Raw genomic sequence first — 16,586 nt, forward strand, 5'->3', positions numbered from 1 at the left:
GAGAATCATTTGGGCTATACGGCAGAGCTTTATTTATCAAACTCCACATGGATAAAAGCCATTGATAAACAATACGGTAGTGGTGCATCTAAATTTATTGGAGAAGCCCTAAAATTTTATTCTGAAAATAGTAATTCATGAAATAAAAGCTATTAAGGATTTGACATACAGAACCAAAGTTATAAGTATTAACGTAGATACTCAAAAAATAAACTGCAATTAAATAATTATAAGTTAAAAATCGCGTAATTCAAGAAAGTGAATTATGCGATTTTCGTAATACTACTAACGGATGTATTAAAAGTGCTATCACTTACTACTGATACGGTGAACTGTATCATAAGTAAGCGAGGCTTTTTAAAATGATTTTCACAATTGTGTTAAAAATTTAAGTTAATACTATTATTCGGTATAATAAAATTAATGGATAATAGTATTTATAAGGAAGTAAGGAGGAAATAGAAATGATAAATTTCCGTATTGAAACACCTAATCTAATTCTCAGAACGTTTTTAGCATCTGATTCCAAAGATGCAGTATATTATAGTCAGCAGCCTAAAGTAGCATATTGGATGTCTGATATGATCTTACGTGATGAATCTAAGGCACTTTCTTGGATAAATCGGGTAAATGAAAAATTTGATGCTGCTGAGCCTTTTATAATATTAGCAATTGAACATAAGATTGAAGGCATATGTATTGGTTTTGTTGGTATTATTCCTAAAGCTGAACTAGACAATGAATTTGAAAATTTTTATGGTATTTCTGATAATTATCAAAGGAGAGGATATGTAACTGAAGCATGCAAAGAAGTAATTCAGTGGGTTTTTGAGAATACTAAAATAAAGTCCCTAACTGCAATCGTAAAACCAGAAAATATTGCATCTAAAGTTACAATAGAAAAACTTGGCTTTAAACATGTTGATGCCAAAGTAATACCATATGATGGTGATATGTGTAAGTTTAATTATTATAAATTGTATAATAATTAATCATAATATTCATTAATGGAAGTCTAAAATAAATACTCATCATTTTTGTTATATATGATTTAATAAAGATTCTTCGTTTAGAATAACGTATGTTACATACTACGATAATATAAAATGTAGTTTCATTTCTAAGATAACAATCAATGAGTTAAGATAAGTATATTCACTAAATCTAGATATAAATGATAAGTTAGTAAATTATATAAGTAAACAAGAAGGTGTATCTATAAAGGCAACGGATTCTGATTTAAAGTGCAAAGCATAAAAATATCATAAATAATAACATTAAAGCAGCAGTGATATTCACAAGTATTAGTGCTGTTTTTTGATTAATTATAAAGGATTGGTTTTGGTATTAAATTACAATATGATATCAATGTATATTGGTAATATATGTTTATCAATAATTAATCTATATAGGAGGGTATAAAATGGAGTTATATGAAATTAAGGAAAGTACAAAGGATGAAGAAGATTTAGTCTGGAAAGGAATTATACAGTATAATTCAGCAGTAATACATTTAAAACAAATTGCTTCTGAAATTCCAGTTAATAGAGTGTCAAAGGAAAAAGATGGTAATGTCATAGGAGACATAAACTGCATTTTGTTTTATTGTTGGAATACCCTGTATATAGATATGCTTTGGATTAGGGAAAATCATAGAAAAAGTGGACATGGTTCAAAACTATTAAATGAGGTCGAACGAATTGCAAGAGAAGAAAAATGTACTCTTATTCATCTAGAAACAATGGATTTTCAAGCAAAGGATTTTTATATAAAAAATGGATACGAAATATTTGGAGAATTGGAGAATGTTCCTAATGGACATAAACGGTATTATATGAGAAAAATTCTATAGACCAAGTTTTACAATACAAATTGAAAGGAGAAGATAATTTTTAGTGCTATATAAATATGGATTTGAACTACTGCGTGTTTATATTATCCTCATATATTAGAAATCCGAGAATTGTACTCCCTCTCGAATTGAATATCCTGAATTGAGAAGAAAGTCAACGGATACTTATGCTATAATTGCAGCATTGGAGGTGATTTTTTGTATTTTGAATATGGCAGCAAGGAAATTGAATTCTTAAAAGGCCGTGACAAGCTGCTTGGCGCGGCGATTGATAGGATTGGACATATATACAGGGAGATTGACGGCGATCTTTTCTCTTCCGTGGTTCATCATATCATCGGGCAGCAAATCTCTACCTCTGCACAGGCGACCATATGGCAAAGGCTTAATGACATGATTAAGATTATTAATGCCGATACGATATACTCTCTTGAACTGGCTGAACTCCAAAAACTTGGCATGACCTTCAAAAAAGCCGGATATATCAAAGAATTTGCAGAGAAAGTTAGATGCAAAGAATTTGACATAGATGCACTCCAGTATCTGTCTGATGCTCAGGTCATAAATGAACTTTCAGCTTTCAAAGGAATCGGCATATGGACTGCTGAAATGATCATGATCTTCTGTATGCAGCGGCCCGATGTTGTAAGCTTCGGGGATCTTGCCATTCACCGTGGAATGCGGATGTTGTATCATCACAGAAGCATCGATCGAAAAAAGTTTGCGAAATACGCAAGACGATACTCGCCCTATGGAACTGTGGCAAGCCTGTATCTTTGGGCGATCGCCGGAGGTGCGATTCCGGAAATGAGGGATTATGCACCAAAAAGGAAAAAGGAGGTGCCGAAGAAATGACACAGGAAGAAATGTGGAAAGCAATATCCGAAAATGATGCGTCCTATGATGGTATCTTTTTCTATGCAGTTAAATCTACTGGGATTTATTGCCGTCCATCCTGCAAATCAAAGATACCAAGACGTGAAAATGTTTGCTTTTTTTATACCGCGGAACAAGCGAAAGATTCTGGCTTTCGTCCATGCAAGCGATGCAGAAGCGACCTTTTAGATTATCAGCCAATCAAAGAAATCGCAGAAAAGGCAAAGCGACTGCTGGAGGATTCTTTTCACAAGAGATGTGAATTGAATCACGAGCTTCAGCATCTGGGCATATCCCAGCGCCGCATGTCTGAAATTTTTAAGGACGAATATGGCGTTACACTGTCTGAATATGTGGGCAATCTGCGCCTGGCTGAAGCAAAACAGCTGCTTTCAGACACCAATGACGAGATTATTGACATCGCATATTCCGTAGGATTTGGGGGATTGTCATCGTTTTATCGCTTTTTTAAAAATAATACAGGATTATCTCCTGTGGCATACAGAAAGGAGCATCAAAAATGAGCAAATACGCTTTCTATGATTTTGAATTTGGAATTTTGAAAATTGGATATACCGACACAGCAATCATTTTTTTAAAGCAAGTGGATCAAATCGATGTCGATAACGAACATTCGACGCTTTCCGATCTGGCTTTTGACCAAGTGCGCGAGTATCTCAAAGGACATCGCCGGACCTTCGACTTCCCATACGAGCTTCATGGTACGGAGTTTCAGAAAAAAGTGTGGAATGCACTTTGTCAGGTTCCATACGGCGAAACCTGTACATACAAGGAAATAGCATCGGTGGTTGGTAATTCAAAAGCGAGCCGCGCAGTTGGCATGGCGAACAACAAAAATCCATTGATGGTCGTGGTTCCGTGCCATCGAATAGTGGGAACAGACGGAAATCTCATTGGTTATGCAGGTGGTCTTGATATGAAAAAAGCTCTACTGGAGCTTGAACGAAAGGAGGAACAGTAAATGAATGGAATCCAGATTCCGAGTATTCATATTTCCGACATCGATATGAGAAAATGCTACTTTAACCCTGGCTGCGCACTCAGTATTTACAAACCTGAATCCGAGCAAAAAATACTGAATATGCTGGGTAAATATTTCGGGTCGGTGCAGCTACATAACATTTGCTGCCATCATAATCCTCAACTACCTCATGGTGCTACTATCATCAATAACTGTGCAGGCTGCGACAGAAGATTTCGTTCCTTATATGAAGGTATACAGACCATTTCTCTATGGGAAGTACTGGACAGCATCGAAAATCTGCCTTCGCCAGACCATGCCGGACTAACAGTTTCTGTGCATGACTCCTGCTCATACCGAACAAAACCCCAGGTACATGCCGCGGTCAGAAGCATTTTACGGAAAATGAATATAGAAATCATCGAGTCCGAATACAGTGGAACGAAGTCCATCTGTTGTGGCGATAATTTCTATCCGCAGCTTCCAATTGAAAAAGTGACAGAGCTGCAAAGAAAGCGCGCCGCCCAGATGCCTTGTCAGGATGTTGTGGTCTATTGTGTTTCCTGCATTAAATCCATGACCATAGGATGTAAAACTCCGCACCATATGGTTGATCTTGTTTTAAACGAAGAAACCGAGCCACAGGAGACAAGTATCGATGTGTACCACAACACGCTGAATCAGTACATTGATGTGCACTAATCAGAGTATAAGCATAATGAGAACCTGACAAACTCTAATTTATCTGAAAGTTCAAATTTTAAAATATAAAAATTGTCTATAGTAATGATTTTTTATATTAGGTGAGGTGATTACATGTCACAAAATAATGATAGATTATTTGACTTTAAATTCATAAACACGGAATATATTCACGCTATTTTCTCTAAATACAATAACCGACTTCTAATTCAAGATATAGTTCCAATTACAGCCGGAATGAGTACAAGCAATTATATTGTTGAAGCGAGCAACAAAAAGTATTTACTTAAAATTTATCCTAAAAATAATGACCATAGCGATATTGAAATAGCAGCTTATAAGCACGCTCACAATATTATTAAAGTACCAGAGGTACTGGATTTTGATAACAGTAAAGCCATAATTGATAATACTTATGCGATTTTTCAATACATTGATGGATTGACATTGAGAGAGTATGTGTCCCAAAACAAAGGTTTTCCAAACAATGTTATCTATGAAATCGGAAGCATGCTTGGATTATTGCATGGAAAGGAATACACTTGTACGGCATTATTAAATGTTGATTTATGTATTAAGAAACAAATAACACAATTTGAAAATCAATATGAATTTTTTCTTGATGGAATGCCGGGAAAACATTTGAATGAAATAGTAAAGCGAGATTTAGGACATTTCATTGATGCTAATCGCCACTTAATAGAGCGAATATCTGAAGAGAATGTATTCTGTCATGGGGATTTTATCCCTTCCAATATTCTTATAGACGTATATGATACACCATGGTTTATTGATTTTGAATATTGCTTTTCCGTGCCACGTTATTATGATATTGGGAAACTTTTTAGAAACAGAGAGAATTATTCTCAATATATAGGTGATAAAATAAAAAGTGATTTTGCTAAGGGTTATAACGCTATAAGCCAAAGTGCATTACCTGAAGATTGGTATAAACTATCAAAAATAGCGGATATAGTAGTAATGTTGGCATTGATAAACAGAGAAAATATTCCACGTGATTGGATTGAGGGAATTGAAGAAGAAATCGTCGTGACAATGAATATGCAGTGATGCAAGCCACGCCAAATGAGATAATCCATAGTATACAATATTCTTATTAGACGTCATACAAGTACAAAATTATAAATTTCTAATAAAGTATGTAAATTGGCTTATGCAAGTGAGTGTAAGCCTATATTTATTTTGAAAATAGACTAAAAGTCTACGTTATACCCGTTACGGTGAACCGTATTTGTGAAGAAGTAAAATTAAAAGAAGTCTGTAGGATATTAAAATATGCAATGATATAAAAGTATTATTGGATTATGTTATGATTTTTAGTAAAGGTATATTGAAAAATCTATTTGACTAATAGATAAATAGTAATATTTTTAGTGAAGATTATTTATATATTCTTCACTAAAACACTATTAATCATCAATATGATTATTACCCCATTCACATAAACATTGCAAAACAGGCATAATTATTAATCCTTTTTCTGATAGAGAATATTCTACCTTTGGAGGAACTTGAGGATATTCTTTGCGTATAATTAAATTATCTGCTTCTAATTCTTTCAATTGCGTACTAAGCATTTTGTGAGTAATTGTTCCAAGGGAACGTTTTAACTCACCATATCTAAGAACCTGTTTTTTCCAAAGCCAAAATAATATATGCATTTTCCATTTACCGTCAATCAAAGACATCGCGTAAGCAAATGGTTTAACATTTACGTCATTGTCCATCTTTACTCTCCTTTTTGATAGTATCTAACTAAAAAGTGCATACTTGCTACTAATTATATACTAATTTATCATAGAGATATCAAATTTACAAGGAGAATGATATTATGAAAAAAGAGATACAAGTATTCGATTATGCCAATGAAATTATGAAAGCTATTAAAACAGGTGTTTTATTAACAACAAAAGCAGATGATAAAGTTAACTCTATGACTATTTCATGGGGAACTCTGGGGATTGAATGGGGAAAGCCGATTTTTACAGTTTTCGTAAGAGAGAATCGTTTCACGAAACAACAACTTGAAAAAAATCCTGAATTCACTATAAACATACCAATTGGTGAGTTTAATAGAAAAATATTATCTATCTGTGGTACAAAGTCTGGTCATGTAACTGATAAGATCAGTGAACTTAACTTGTCACTCGAATCACCTAATAGAATTTCAGTTCCAGCTATCAAAGAACTTCCACTAACACTTGAATGCAAAGTTGTATATAAACAAAAACAAAACAAGAATGAGATTACAGAAGAAAATAGAAGTAAATTTTACCCACAAGATGTAGAAAGCTCATTTCATGGAGCAAATAGAGATTTTCACACAGCTTACTATGGTGAAATTGTTAGTGCATATATTATAGAATAGTATATTTTGAAGTTTTAATACATCTTTAGATTATGGTAATAACACAAAGTAGTCAAATTTCAATTTGTATAAAAGATTATGATCTAATTTATAGGAAGAATATTATTTAACATAGTATTATAGAAAGATTAATAAAACTTGAATTTGAAATATTACTAATTATATTGTATATGGAAAAGTCTAAGCTTTTTAATTTACGATATGGAGAACTGTATCTATAGAGAATCAAAATTAAAAGAAGTACTTGAAATATTAAGCATTGACATAGATACAAGCTATGCTATACTCATACTTATTAATTCAGAAATTTTGGAGGTGGTAGGTATGTTTATAAATCTGAAGTCTGGAAATAATTTTAGTAGTGTTTATACCCATGCAGAATAGTAGAAATGCAACAAACTGTGTGGGCTAAAAAGTTGCATTAGCTGCTGATTCTGCACTTTATTTAATTAATTAAGTAAAGGAGTATGAATATGAAATATATTAATGCAGCAGATGTGCTTCCAAAGGAATTATTGAAGGAAATTTTGAATTATGTAGATGGAGAACTATTATATATTCCTGCATCAGGTGAGAGACAAAAATGGGGGGAAGGTAGTGGTTCAAGAGAATACTACAAGAAACGTAATAGAGATATAATCAATCAATATAAAAATGGAGCAACAATAAGCAATATTGCTAAGGCTTATTATTTATCATATGATTCAGTAAGAAAAATAGTGAATAAATAAATTTAAAGAGATTTTACCATTTTGGTAGAATCTCTTTTTTAGATAGGAAAAAACAATTATAGCTATTCTTAAGGATATGATTATAGTATTTAAAATTATAAAATAAAAGCATAATCTTAAATAACTTCAAAAGCACTATTAAATACCAAGATTAATATGTTTGCGATTTGAATGTAAAAATATATTCTAGAATCTTGAAGTATTGTGTAGTAGAGATTTGAAAAATAAGAAAAAGTTTTTAGGATAGTTAAAATTACATGAATAGAGGTGGCTTGATGTCGGTTATTAGATAAAATAATGATTAACTATTATATTGAAATTTATCTTTTACTGTACTTATATCCTGGATAAATAGATGAAACAGGAAAATAAGAATTTTTAGGAGGATTGAAATGAAAATTAAAATGGAATTAAAAACAGAACGTCTCCTATTGAGACCATGGAGAATTGAAGATGCACCTGCTCTATATAAGTATGCCAGTGATCCTAAAGTTGGTCCAATAGCTGGGTGGCCGGTTCATACAAGCATTGAGAATAGCAGAGAAGTCATCAGGGACGTGTTTTCTAACGAAGGGATCTATGCAATTGTTCCGAAAGGGCAAGAAGAACCTGTTGGATGTATCGGACTTTTAATAGGAGAAGCAAGCGATTTCGGCATCGAACCAGACGAAGGGGAAATCGCGTATTGGATTGGCGTCCCTTACTGGGGGAGAGGGCTTATCCCAGAGGCCATTAGAGAATTGATGCGCTATTGTTTTGAAAACCTTGGACTTAATACACTTTGGTGCGGGTACTTTGAGGGAAATGAGAAATCGGTTCGTGCTCAAGAGAAATGTGGGTTTAAGTATCATCGTACCAATCATGAGAAGCCTTGGCCTTTGATTGGTGATGTAAGAACAGAAATTATTACCTGTATCACCAAGGCACAGTGGTTGAATAATACATCTCCTTGCGAATAGTTGCACAAATTACTATTTATATAAAAAATGCTATTTAACATAGTGTTATAGAAAGTTTAATATAAACTTGAATTTAAAATAGTCTTAATTATATTGTATATATGGAATTCTAAGCTCATTTACTTAGGGGAAGGTGAACCGTACCATAAACAAATGCAAAAAGTAGTCTTAGGTATTGATATAACTTGCCTAAGGCTATTTTTGTACGTAAAAATACCGTATTACAAGTATAAAATATAATAAGTTTAGCAGTGGAGGATTCCAAAATATGTTATAATTGAAAGAGCTGAAATAAATGATAATCAAACTTTTAAGCATAAGGTAAATAGTAATTTATAATACAGTTAATAGGCAGATAAACCTGAATTTGTGGAGAAATAAAAATTTAATATATTAAAAAGCTAGCTTATGAAAGGAGATATTATGTTAAGTGCAAAAGAAGCAGAAAGAGAACTGTCAATAGGTGCACAACTAAATCCAGGACCGTGGATAAAACATAGCATGTCTGTTGGATTGAATGCTAAATTGATTGCAGATAAAATTAACATATTAGATAGCAATCAGGCTTATGTTATGGGATTATTGCATGACATAGGTCGCAGAGAAGGTATAAAATCAATTATGCATACGATTGACGGATATGATTATATGATGAGCTTAAACCAAAAAGAGATTGCTAAAATATGTTTAACACATTCATATCCAATACAGGATGTAAATACTTTTTTTGGAGAATTTGATTGTACAGAAGAACAAAAGGTTTTCTTGTCACGCTTTATAAAGAATACGGTATATGATGATTATGACCGATTAATACAATTGTGTGATGCAATATCATTGCCAAATGGTGCTTGTATAATGGAGAAAAGATTAATTGATGTGGCATTAAGGCATGGCTTACCAGATTTCACTATTGATAAATGGAAAGCATTTTTAGAGTTGAAAAATTATTTTGATAAATTGTGTGATTGCAATATATACACACTTTTGCCAAATGTAATAGAAAATTCTTATGAGAGTTTGTGATAAATTCCAATCTATATACTACTAAGATATAAGTTTTTAAATATAACAACTATTTAAGTTTATTTTTTATAATAATATTAGAGAAACTCCACAGCGAATCTGAGGAGTACATTTATTTTGTTTTAGGGCTATTGGATGAAATTAATTGAAGATTAATTAAGAAAAGGTGCTATTCTTTGCATGATGGGGCACTTTTTTCTTTGCTTTTAGCTTCTATATCAATACCAAGGTACTTAATTTTAATCTTTAAGTGATATATGAAAAGATTATGTTTTAAAACCAATTTAATCACATAAATAATTGGTACACACTTTATAGAAGTATCAAACATATCCAATACCACCCCCTAGCTATAGTGACCCAGGAGGATCGAAACTTAGATTTTTTAAATCTTTAGTTGAGTTATGCAAATCAAAACGTTCAAAACCGACCTAACCATTCACTACGAATTTCAAAATATTACTGTAGAATCATCCCATAAGTGATATTCAAAATCTATGATTTTGCAAATAGAACTTACTCCTACAAACTTATGTGAGTAGTGAATTTCCTATTATGAAGAATATATACACAAGAATAAAAGAAATATGAGGTGAGCAATATGCAAGAAAAGATTAAGCCTAATAGTTCTTGACTTATATTTTTTTATTTAAATATATCATAAATATGATAAAATATATCAAGTATTTATTATCTTTATAATGTATTATTTAGATATATGGTAAAAGTGGGGTGGGTTTATGAGTTACTATATTAATATTCAAAAGGCAATAGACTATATTGATAATAATTTAGAAGAAAATATTAAGTTGGAAAAGATAGCTAAAGTTGCAGGTTATTCTATTCCACACTTTTACAGGATGTTTGGAGCACTTGTTGGTTGTTCAGTAAAAGAATATGTTCGCAAAAGAAGGTTAAGTAATGCAATGTATGATTTAGTAACTTCAAAACGTAGTGTAACAGAAATAGCTTTTGAATATGGTTATGAATCACATGAAGCATTTACAAGAACTTTTAAATTGGCTTATGGTGAATCGCCAAGTAGTTTTCGGAAAGTTAAAACAGAGCCATGCCTGTTTGAAAGAATCAATTTACTTTCAAACAATAATAAAAATGGAGTGGTAATATTAGAACCAGAGATTATTTGTAAAGAGGAGAGATTACTTTTAGGTATAGCAAGAAAAATAAATCAGGGAGGAAATATAAAATTTGGACTTTTATCAAAAGTAAAAAATGAGTTCATGGAAATGGCAGAGGAGATTGAAAACAGAGTAAATACCGAGTTGTATTATGCAGCTTATGATTATGATGTACAAGATATAAGTAAAGAGATTGACGAGATTAATTACACTTATTTTTATGGTGTTGAAGTATCAGAATATAATAATAGCTCTCAAGGTATGGTGAAGAAGGTTATACCAAAAGCTAAATATGCTGTTTTTAGTTATGATACTAAGGATAATACTTTAAACGGTGAAAGTCTAAATCAACCTATATATGACTATATTGATGGTATTTGGCTTCCTAATTCCAAATTTGAGCTTTCTGAAATTTGTGATTATGAGGTTATTAATCAAAATGAAAACTGTATTAATTATTACATTTCAATAAAGTAACGCTACCTTACAAGTAATCAGAAATAATTTCCATAAAATACAATGAACTGAACTTCAATTCCTGATGTAAATGGTTTTGAATGGAACAATAAATTTGGTGCATTCTGCAAAGTGACTGAATAATTTGCTATTTGTTTGGTAATCTTCGTAAAGAACACAATGGAAGGAATGTGATTTTTCATGACTGAAATTTATTCAATTGATAAAAGCGAAAGGGAAATCCTCTTTCCGTTATTTAAAGAAAATCGATATGATACTGTTGTAATGAAAAGTATTTTAGAGGGACATTCGGGGCATGCATATTCTGATAGTAAAACTAAACCTACAGTGTCCAGGTTAGACTCAGGTGCTTATACGATATTAGGTGGAAATCCAAATTCCATAGCAGCTATTGAGTTAGTTAGACATGCTCCTATTAGTGTAGTCACACCTGAGAATAAAATATGGGAAAAACTACTTTATAATGAATTTAAAGATAGAATATCTTATCAACCTTTTGACAAATTGTTGCCATATTCGCTTAGCAAAGAGTACTTGTTTAAATTAGCTATAAATATTGATGATGATTATAAAATTTTAAGAATTGATAAAGAGCTTGCAAATCAATTACCAATAGATATAAATAATAATTATTTTTTTGAGCATTTCTGTTCTATTGATGATTTCTTGACTCGTGGTATTGGATTCTGTGTTAAATATAATAATAGGATTATTAGTGCAGTTACTTCAATGGCAGCATCTGAAAAGATGATCAATATAGAAATTGAGACACATTCTGAATTCAAAAATAAGAACTTAGGGACAGCAGTAAGCGCAAAATTATTGCTATATTGTTTAGAAAATGATATAGAAGCTCAATGGCTTTCAGCAAATGATATTTCAGAAAAGCTTGCACTAAAACTAGGATATATTAAAGCTGAATTTTATAAAACATTCTTAATCAATTAAATTTTAACTTTCATTTAAGCATAAAAAATTTTTATATATAAGGAGAAAGAGATGCTTTTTTATGATATAGAAACAGAAAGATTAGTTCTTAAGAACATATCCAGCGATGACAGAGATTTTATATTTAGCCAATTTTCAGATGATGTAGTTAACAGATATCTGTTTGATGCAGAGCCATTAACTAATGTTGAAGGTGCAGATGAAATTATTGATTTTTATATACAGCTTGAACCACGATTGCAGCACCGTTGGATTATGGTACGAAAATCAGACGGGGTTAAAATGGGTACATGTGGGTTTCATTGCTGGAATCATAAGGAGTGTAAAGTTGAAATAGGTTATGACCTTAAGGAAGAATTTTGGGGAAATGGTTACATGCAAGAAGCGATTAAAGAAATCATCGCATTCGCCGCAAGAAATATGAATATAAAAGAGATAAGTGCATGCATTTCTATTGAAAATAAAAGGTCAATCCGCCTTGCTGAAAATCTTGGATTTGTTTTATCTGGTTCAAGTTATGAATTATTTAGAGATAAAAAATATTTGCATAATATATATTCGCTTTATCTAATCAATATAGCATAATCTAAAATCGCAAGATACAGAAATATTTCATAAACAATAAGGAAGTAGAATACCCTGATGATGGGATTCTACTTCTTTTTCAGTTTTTACAGTGAGGATATAGTTGATTAGAATTATAACAAAACTAGAAACTTGCGGATATTAGTTATTTAGATGTGTTAATATATTAGAATAATAGTCTTTATACTTTTTTAGTCTAATGTAAAGGTAAAGGGAATATAATCTTTTGTATTAACAAAATAAATTTGAGGTATTTTATTATGATGATGCAGCCACTCTGCATTGTTTCTGCTCCATGCATTGTCTAATAACAGGACAGTAATTGTGCATGGAGCTGTAAAGAAATTTACTGTCCCAAATTGGACTTTGCTTTCTTCGTAAACAAGTGCTTTTAGGGGTAAGTGAGGCAGAAAAATGGAGAAAAATGAAGCAAAGTTATGAGCAGAATGTATAGTTTGGTTGACTCAATTTTCTATAGAGTGCTTGGGTTATTATAAAGATATTAGATGGTTTATCTCAAGGAGGTAAGTCTATTTATCTTTTTTGTGAAAAATAAAAAACCTACGTTATACCCGTTAAGGTGAAGCGTATCTATGGAGAATCAAAATTAAAAGAAGGTTATAAAATATTAGGAAATTTATTAGATAAATAGGAATTTATTGAGTAGATTAAATAAGCAATTTTAATATATTAAGAACTTCAAGGATAGGAGCAGATGCTCCTACTTTTTTAATTACAAGGGGATTATAATGGTATTAAATTTGTGGGAAACTTATGTATAGCAGTAATATTAATAGGCGTATAAAATATAAACGTGACAAAATATTTAAATAATTATATTCAAGTATAGAAAGGTATTGGATAAACTTATATTACAAGGTGATTGTTATCATTTTTAGTATTATTTAAAATTTAAGGGTAAAAATAAACGTAAGAAATGAATACATCATATTGACACCATAGCTAGTCGGTGATACTATATAGTGGTAGTAAGTAATACTGAATACAAGTAGTACTAAATAGTAAAGAGGTGATTTATTTGGAAAATATAACGGAAATGTTAAAGGGTGTACTGGAAGGCTGTGTTCTTGAAATTATCAGTCATGAGAAAATATATGGTTATGAAATTACTAGGAGACTAAATGCTCTAGGATTTTCGGATGTTGTAGATGGAACAGTTTATACCATCTTAGTAAGGCTTGAGAAAAATAAATTGGTGGAAATTACAAAAAAGAAATCAGATATGGGACCACCGAGAAAGTTTTTCACTCTTAATGAGGCAGGGCGTGAAGAACTAGAAAAGTTCTGGTCAAAATGGGAGTTTGTTTCGACAAAAATTAATGAGTTAAAGGAGAGGAAATAATGAATTTTTGGGATAAAATTACGGGAAATGATATGACTAAAGAATTTAAAGCTTTTGAATTGAGAGTAAGAAAACTACCAGCTGATTATCAAAATGTATGGGAAGAAATAAATACTAATCTTTTAATTTACGGAGATTTCACAGGTCGCAATCTTATGCCAATTCTTAATGGGGTCCTTGATATGCTAGAAGAAACAGCCGCAACCGGGCAGAGTGTCAAAGATGTTTTAGGTAATGATATCAAAAGTTTTTGTTCAGAGTTAGTAGGAGAAGAAGGGTCAAAGTCTTTTCGTGACAAGTGGCGCGAGCAACTCAACAATAAAATTGCTAAAAAATTGGGTAAATAGGAGGATAAGATGAAAATAAAAGATATCATAGAAGGCAAGAAAGAGTGGAGAGCACACATGGAGCGTGTTAAAGCTCTACCGAAAGATTATCAGATAGTTTATAAAGAGGTTCAAAAATATATTTTTAAGGTGGGAGCTGTTGAGTTAAGAGATAGTACAGACTTACTTTCAGGGATTATTGATTTTTTTGAAGATGGTGCGGCATTGGGTAAAGGAGTGCTAGAAGTTACTGGCAGTGATGTAGCAGCTTTTTGTGACGATTTAATAAAAGAATCAAAGACTTATGCTGATATATATCAAGAATCTGTTGACCAACAAGTTAACAAGGCTATGAAAAAAGCTATTGATAAATGAGATAAATGAGGTGCTAGAGTGCGTAAATATGAGTGGATATTATGTCCGGTATGTGCTAATAAAACAAGGGTTAAGATATGTGATGATACAGTGATTGAAAACTTACCACTATTTTGTCCTAAGTGCAAACAAGAAACTAGAATTAATGTAAAACAATTTAATATTTCAGTTATTAAAGAGCCAGACACTATGATGCAGAGCCGATAATATGTGAGTAAAATTACAGTTATTGGCTCTTTTTTATGACAAAAAAATTATAGTTTTAGAAGGTAAAATAAGCATTATGCATTAAAAATGAATTTATGTACCTTATAAATTTTTAATAGACAAGCTTCTAAGAGGCATATGTGTAGAAGTAAGACGAAGACATTAGTAAGGATATTATATTGAATAGGAGGAAATATAGTGAAAAAAATATTATAGAAGTTAAGGTGTTAAAAAAATCATACAAAGATGTAGAGGTACTCAAATGAGTAAATTTTGAAGTAGAGCAAGGAGGTATCTTTGCTTTACTAGGTTCCAATGGAGCAGGGAAAAAAACGATGATTAGAATCATGGCTACTTTACTTAAAGCAGATGCTGGAAGTGTAGTATATAATATTAACAAAGTCCAACAAATTATTTGCTGGACTTTTTTTCGTAATAAATTAAGATTATTCCTCAGAATCTAATAGTAAATAAGGTTTTTACTAAACTTAGATAATTAAATATATGAGATATTTTATAGCATATAAAGTTCCTACCATAATTTTAATGTGGTTGAGAAACTTTTTTGTTTAAATGATTTACCCACTAATTTATGTGAGATATAATAATTGGAGGTCAATCCATATAAGTGCAAATTAATTAGTGGTAAAACTAACTATTAAATAAGAATTTAGATACGTGCTAATGGTTTATGACGATAGAAAGGTAGAAGTATAGTGATAAGTGAGAGAATTTATATGAATAACGTAAAAGCAATTTTGTTTGATTCAGGGAGAACATTAAATGTTCCCAGAACAGGACACTGGTTTATAACACCAAATTTTATGAAAATAATTGATAGCGAAGATTTCACCTTTACTGAAGAAAACATGGATAATGCAATGAGAAAAGCTTGTGAGCATATTAATAAAATTTTATTAGTCAAAACAGAAGAAGAAGAGTATTCAATGTTTAAGGAATTTTATGAAATTGTACTAAAAGAAATAAATTATCCTAATATAAATAATGAAATTATTGAGTTATTAGCAAAGGATAATGTTTATAATGATGATAAATTTCTATTTTTTGATGATATAAATGATTCTTTAAATGTTCTTAAGGATAAATACTTATTAGGAGTTGTTTCAGACACATGGCCATCTTTAGAAAGGGTTTTTATAAATAATGACTTACGAAAACATTTTTCAACATTTGTTATGTCATCAGTTTATGGTTCATATAAATCAGAAAAGATTTTATTTAAAATAGCAATTGAAGAACTAGGAATTAAGCCAGAAGAAGCAATGTTTATAGATGACAGTGAATCTAATTTAAAGGCAGCAGAAGAATTTGGTATGATTCCAATATTAATTGATGTATATAATTCGCAAGAACTAATAAGTAAATACCCAATAATACATTCTATAAATGAATTGATAGAAAAATAAAAAATTATTTATTATTGAAGTTTAAAATGCTATAAACTCCAATTTATAGGATAGATTTAAAGTTATTTACTGTATACAAAAGATAGTTTAAATATATATTATTAATAATGAAGTTAATGGAGAAAATGATTTCTTAGTGCTATATAAATTTGAACTACTGCTTATTTATATTATCCTCATATATTAGAAATACGAATTGAATATCTTGAATTGAGAAGAAAG

General features: G+C 31.1%; 22 protein-coding genes and 2 pseudogenes. 22 read left to right on the forward strand and 2 right to left on the reverse strand.

Annotated elements, in window-relative coordinates; genetic code table 11:
* The 8 genes and pseudogenes from ABDZ93_RS00005 to ABDZ93_RS00040 form a co-directional block, all read left to right on the forward strand.
* A pseudogene (locus ABDZ93_RS00005) lies at positions 1 to 141 on the forward strand (MerR family transcriptional regulator); the annotation flags it as partial.
* A gap of 323 nt (positions 142 to 464) precedes the next feature.
* A complete protein-coding gene (locus ABDZ93_RS00010) occupies positions 465 to 992 on the forward strand; it encodes a GNAT family N-acetyltransferase (protein ID WP_343822470.1) in 528 nt (175 codons plus the stop codon).
* A 431-nt stretch (positions 993 to 1,423) separates the two neighbouring features.
* Positions 1,424 to 1,852 (forward strand): GNAT family N-acetyltransferase, encoded by a 429-nt coding sequence (locus ABDZ93_RS00015; RefSeq protein ID WP_343822472.1) that lies wholly within the window; start codon positions 1,424 to 1,426, stop codon positions 1,850 to 1,852.
* Positions 1,853 to 2,050: 198 nt separating this feature from the next.
* A complete protein-coding gene (locus ABDZ93_RS00020) occupies positions 2,051 to 2,707 on the forward strand; it encodes a DNA-3-methyladenine glycosylase family protein (protein WP_343822474.1) in 657 nt (218 codons plus the stop codon).
* Positions 2,704 to 3,252 carry a bifunctional transcriptional activator/DNA repair enzyme AdaA gene (locus ABDZ93_RS00025; RefSeq protein WP_343822476.1) on the forward strand — a complete coding sequence of 183 codons (549 nt, stop codon included), beginning with the start codon at positions 2,704 to 2,706 and terminating at the stop codon, positions 3,250 to 3,252. The genes ABDZ93_RS00020 and ABDZ93_RS00025 overlap by 4 nt, the downstream gene beginning before the upstream one ends.
* Complete coding sequence (locus tag ABDZ93_RS00030) at positions 3,249 to 3,710, forward strand: methylated-DNA--[protein]-cysteine S-methyltransferase (RefSeq protein WP_343822478.1); 462 nt, start codon at positions 3,249 to 3,251, stop codon at positions 3,708 to 3,710. Before ABDZ93_RS00025 ends, ABDZ93_RS00030 begins: the two co-directional genes overlap by 4 nt.
* Positions 3,711 to 4,412 carry a heterodisulfide reductase-related iron-sulfur binding cluster gene (locus tag ABDZ93_RS00035; RefSeq protein WP_343822480.1) on the forward strand — a complete coding sequence of 234 codons (702 nt, stop codon included), beginning with the start codon at positions 3,711 to 3,713 and terminating at the stop codon, positions 4,410 to 4,412.
* Between the two features lie 114 nt (positions 4,413 to 4,526).
* Complete coding sequence (locus ABDZ93_RS00040; protein ID WP_343822482.1) at positions 4,527 to 5,483, forward strand: aminoglycoside phosphotransferase family protein; 957 nt, start codon at positions 4,527 to 4,529, stop codon at positions 5,481 to 5,483.
* A gap of 359 nt (positions 5,484 to 5,842) precedes the next feature.
* Here ABDZ93_RS00040 and ABDZ93_RS00045 read toward each other — a convergent pair whose 3' ends face one another.
* Entirely contained in the window at positions 5,843 to 6,160 is a 318-nt protein-coding gene (locus ABDZ93_RS00045) for a winged helix-turn-helix transcriptional regulator (protein WP_343822484.1), read from the reverse strand.
* 104 nt (positions 6,161 to 6,264) lie between these two features.
* Between ABDZ93_RS00045 and ABDZ93_RS00050 the strand changes: the two genes are divergently transcribed.
* The 5 genes from ABDZ93_RS00050 to ABDZ93_RS00070 all read left to right on the forward strand — a co-directional run bounded on the left by ABDZ93_RS00050 (position 6,265) and on the right by ABDZ93_RS00070 (position 9,517).
* Positions 6,265 to 6,801, forward strand: a complete 537-nt coding sequence (locus ABDZ93_RS00050) for a flavin reductase family protein (protein WP_343822486.1) — start codon at positions 6,265 to 6,267, stop codon at positions 6,799 to 6,801.
* A 201-nt stretch (positions 6,802 to 7,002) separates the two neighbouring features.
* Positions 7,003 to 7,185, forward strand: coding sequence for a hypothetical protein (locus tag ABDZ93_RS00055; protein WP_343822488.1), 183 nt, complete (start codon positions 7,003 to 7,005; stop codon positions 7,183 to 7,185).
* Positions 7,186 to 7,274: 89 nt separating this feature from the next.
* A complete protein-coding gene (locus ABDZ93_RS00060; RefSeq protein ID WP_343822490.1) occupies positions 7,275 to 7,532 on the forward strand; it encodes a CD3324 family protein in 258 nt (85 codons plus the stop codon).
* A gap of 392 nt (positions 7,533 to 7,924) precedes the next feature.
* Positions 7,925 to 8,491 (forward strand): GNAT family N-acetyltransferase, encoded by a 567-nt coding sequence (locus ABDZ93_RS00065; protein ID WP_343822492.1) that lies wholly within the window; start codon positions 7,925 to 7,927, stop codon positions 8,489 to 8,491.
* 408 nt (positions 8,492 to 8,899) lie between these two features.
* Positions 8,900 to 9,517, forward strand: coding sequence for an HD domain-containing protein (locus ABDZ93_RS00070; protein WP_343822494.1), 618 nt, complete (start codon positions 8,900 to 8,902; stop codon positions 9,515 to 9,517).
* A 169-nt stretch (positions 9,518 to 9,686) separates the two neighbouring features.
* Here ABDZ93_RS00070 and ABDZ93_RS00075 read toward each other — a convergent pair whose 3' ends face one another.
* A complete protein-coding gene (locus ABDZ93_RS00075; protein ID WP_343822496.1) occupies positions 9,687 to 9,854 on the reverse strand; it encodes a hypothetical protein in 168 nt (55 codons plus the stop codon).
* A 403-nt stretch (positions 9,855 to 10,257) separates the two neighbouring features.
* Between ABDZ93_RS00075 and ABDZ93_RS00080 the strand changes: the two genes are divergently transcribed.
* The 9 genes and pseudogenes from ABDZ93_RS00080 (at position 10,258) to ABDZ93_RS00120 (ending at position 16,364) form a co-directional block, all read left to right on the forward strand.
* Positions 10,258 to 11,133: an AraC family transcriptional regulator gene (locus ABDZ93_RS00080; RefSeq protein ID WP_343822499.1), complete on the forward strand. Its 876-nt coding sequence runs from the start codon at positions 10,258 to 10,260 to the stop codon at positions 11,131 to 11,133.
* Positions 11,134 to 11,313: 180 nt separating this feature from the next.
* Complete coding sequence (locus ABDZ93_RS00085) at positions 11,314 to 12,081, forward strand: GNAT family N-acetyltransferase (RefSeq protein ID WP_343822501.1); 768 nt, start codon at positions 11,314 to 11,316, stop codon at positions 12,079 to 12,081.
* A 51-nt stretch (positions 12,082 to 12,132) separates the two neighbouring features.
* Positions 12,133 to 12,666, forward strand: coding sequence for a GNAT family N-acetyltransferase (locus ABDZ93_RS00090; RefSeq protein ID WP_343822503.1), 534 nt, complete (start codon positions 12,133 to 12,135; stop codon positions 12,664 to 12,666).
* 1,039 nt (positions 12,667 to 13,705) lie between these two features.
* Positions 13,706 to 14,029 (forward strand): PadR family transcriptional regulator, encoded by a 324-nt coding sequence (locus ABDZ93_RS00095; protein ID WP_343822505.1) that lies wholly within the window; start codon positions 13,706 to 13,708, stop codon positions 14,027 to 14,029.
* Complete coding sequence (locus ABDZ93_RS00100) at positions 14,029 to 14,376, forward strand: DUF1048 domain-containing protein (protein ID WP_343822506.1); 348 nt, start codon at positions 14,029 to 14,031, stop codon at positions 14,374 to 14,376. The genes ABDZ93_RS00095 and ABDZ93_RS00100 overlap by 1 nt, the downstream gene beginning before the upstream one ends.
* Positions 14,377 to 14,385: 9 nt before the next feature.
* Complete coding sequence (locus ABDZ93_RS00105) at positions 14,386 to 14,730, forward strand: DUF1048 domain-containing protein (protein ID WP_343822508.1); 345 nt, start codon at positions 14,386 to 14,388, stop codon at positions 14,728 to 14,730.
* An 18-nt stretch (positions 14,731 to 14,748) separates the two neighbouring features.
* Positions 14,749 to 14,937 carry a cysteine-rich KTR domain-containing protein gene (locus tag ABDZ93_RS00110; protein ID WP_343822509.1) on the forward strand — a complete coding sequence of 63 codons (189 nt, stop codon included), beginning with the start codon at positions 14,749 to 14,751 and terminating at the stop codon, positions 14,935 to 14,937.
* A gap of 179 nt (positions 14,938 to 15,116) precedes the next feature.
* Positions 15,117 to 15,401: pseudogene (locus ABDZ93_RS00115) on the forward strand (ATP-binding cassette domain-containing protein).
* A gap of 273 nt (positions 15,402 to 15,674) precedes the next feature.
* On the forward strand, positions 15,675 to 16,364 hold the full coding sequence (locus ABDZ93_RS00120; protein ID WP_343822511.1) for an HAD-IA family hydrolase: 690 nt from the start codon (positions 15,675 to 15,677) through the stop codon (positions 16,362 to 16,364).
* The last annotated feature ends 222 nt before the right edge of the window (positions 16,365 to 16,586 follow it).

Origin of the sequence: Clostridium subterminale, assembly GCF_039521425.1 — a bacterium.
GTDB classification, from domain to species: domain Bacteria; phylum Bacillota; class Clostridia; order Clostridiales; family Clostridiaceae; genus Clostridium_J; species Clostridium_J subterminale.

Excerpts from the sequence above, each read along its gene's own strand:
- ABDZ93_RS00010 (WP_343822470.1), top strand. The coding sequence starts at position 465 with ATGATAAATTTCCGTATTGAAACACCTAATCTAATTCTCAGAACGTTT.
- ABDZ93_RS00015 (WP_343822472.1), top strand. The coding sequence starts at position 1,424 with ATGGAGTTATATGAAATTAAGGAAAGTACAAAGGATGAAGAAGATTTA.
- ABDZ93_RS00025 (WP_343822476.1), top strand. The coding sequence starts at position 2,704 with ATGACACAGGAAGAAATGTGGAAAGCAATATCCGAAAATGATGCGTCC.
- ABDZ93_RS00030 (WP_343822478.1), top strand. The coding sequence starts at position 3,249 with ATGAGCAAATACGCTTTCTATGATTTTGAATTTGGAATTTTGAAAATT.
- ABDZ93_RS00035 (WP_343822480.1), top strand. The coding sequence starts at position 3,711 with ATGAATGGAATCCAGATTCCGAGTATTCATATTTCCGACATCGATATG.
- ABDZ93_RS00040 (WP_343822482.1), top strand. The coding sequence starts at position 4,527 with ATGTCACAAAATAATGATAGATTATTTGACTTTAAATTCATAAACACG.
- ABDZ93_RS00045 (WP_343822484.1), bottom strand. The coding sequence starts at position 6,160 with ATGGACAATGACGTAAATGTTAAACCATTTGCTTACGCGATGTCTTTG.
- ABDZ93_RS00050 (WP_343822486.1), top strand. The coding sequence starts at position 6,265 with ATGAAAAAAGAGATACAAGTATTCGATTATGCCAATGAAATTATGAAA.
- ABDZ93_RS00055 (WP_343822488.1), top strand. The coding sequence starts at position 7,003 with ATGGAGAACTGTATCTATAGAGAATCAAAATTAAAAGAAGTACTTGAA.
- ABDZ93_RS00060 (WP_343822490.1), top strand. The coding sequence starts at position 7,275 with ATGAAATATATTAATGCAGCAGATGTGCTTCCAAAGGAATTATTGAAG.
- ABDZ93_RS00065 (WP_343822492.1), top strand. The coding sequence starts at position 7,925 with ATGAAAATTAAAATGGAATTAAAAACAGAACGTCTCCTATTGAGACCA.
- ABDZ93_RS00070 (WP_343822494.1), top strand. The coding sequence starts at position 8,900 with ATGAAAGGAGATATTATGTTAAGTGCAAAAGAAGCAGAAAGAGAACTG.
- ABDZ93_RS00080 (WP_343822499.1), top strand. The coding sequence starts at position 10,258 with ATGAGTTACTATATTAATATTCAAAAGGCAATAGACTATATTGATAAT.
- ABDZ93_RS00085 (WP_343822501.1), top strand. The coding sequence starts at position 11,314 with ATGACTGAAATTTATTCAATTGATAAAAGCGAAAGGGAAATCCTCTTT.
- ABDZ93_RS00090 (WP_343822503.1), top strand. The coding sequence starts at position 12,133 with ATGCTTTTTTATGATATAGAAACAGAAAGATTAGTTCTTAAGAACATA.
- ABDZ93_RS00100 (WP_343822506.1), top strand. The coding sequence starts at position 14,029 with ATGAATTTTTGGGATAAAATTACGGGAAATGATATGACTAAAGAATTT.
- ABDZ93_RS00105 (WP_343822508.1), top strand. The coding sequence starts at position 14,386 with ATGAAAATAAAAGATATCATAGAAGGCAAGAAAGAGTGGAGAGCACAC.
- ABDZ93_RS00120 (WP_343822511.1), top strand. The coding sequence starts at position 15,675 with ATGAATAACGTAAAAGCAATTTTGTTTGATTCAGGGAGAACATTAAAT.